Here is an 834-nt window from a genome sequence, read left to right on the forward strand (position 1 = left end):
GCGGCGTTTCGCGACCCGTGGCAACCGCCCGCGCAGGGCGGCGGCCTGTCGGTTCCGGCCAAAAGCCGGGGCAAAGGAAGGGCGCGATCCTCAATGTTCCGACCGGCGACGCCGCCGGGCGGGACGACCATCAACAAGGCGGGCGCAACCCCGCCACGAGGACGCGATGACCAAGCGCAACGAAGCGAAGTACAAGATCGACCGCCGGATGGGCCAGAACATCTGGGGTCGTCCGAAGAGCCCGGTGAACCGCCGCGAATACGGCCCCGGCCAGCACGGCCAGCGCCGCAAGGGCAAGCTCTCCGACTACGGCATCCAGCTCCGCGCCAAGCAGAAGCTGAAGGGCTACTACGCCAACATCTCCGAGAAGCAGTTCCGCGGCATCTACGACGAGGCCATCCGGATGAAGGGCGACTCGGGCGCCAACCTGATCGGCCTGCTGGAGCGCCGCCTCGACGCGGTGGTGTATCGCGCCAAGTTCGTGGCGACCCCGTTCGCGGCCCGCCAGTTCATCAACCACGGCCACGTCAAGGTGAATGGCCGTCGCGTCAACATCCCGAGCTATCGCTGCAAGGTCGGCGACGTGATCGAGGTGAAGGAGAAGTCGAAGCAGCTCGCCGTCGTGCTCGAGGCGGTGCAGCTCGCCGAGCGCGACGTGCCGGACTACATCGACGCCGACCACTCCAAGATGACGGCGACCTTCGCCCGCATCCCGCATCTGGGCGACGTGCCCTACGCGGCCCAGATGGAGCCGAACCTGGTCGTCGAGTACTATTCGCGCTGATCGCCCTTTTCGCGCGACGCCGAGACACGAAAGCCGGCCGCCCTTGGGCG

General features: G+C 67.4%; 1 protein-coding gene. It reads left to right on the plus strand.

Features of this window, described 5'->3' with window-relative positions; all coding sequences use genetic code 11:
- Positions 1–166 precede the first annotated feature (166 nt).
- Positions 167–784 (plus strand): 30S ribosomal protein S4, encoded by a 618-nt coding sequence (rpsD, locus tag CH341_RS31605; protein WP_111423700.1) that lies wholly within the window; start codon positions 167–169, stop codon positions 782–784.
- Positions 785–834 lie beyond the last annotated feature (50 nt).

It is taken from the genome of Rhodoplanes roseus, from assembly GCF_003258865.1.
GTDB lineage: Bacteria > Pseudomonadota > Alphaproteobacteria > Rhizobiales > Xanthobacteraceae > Rhodoplanes > Rhodoplanes roseus.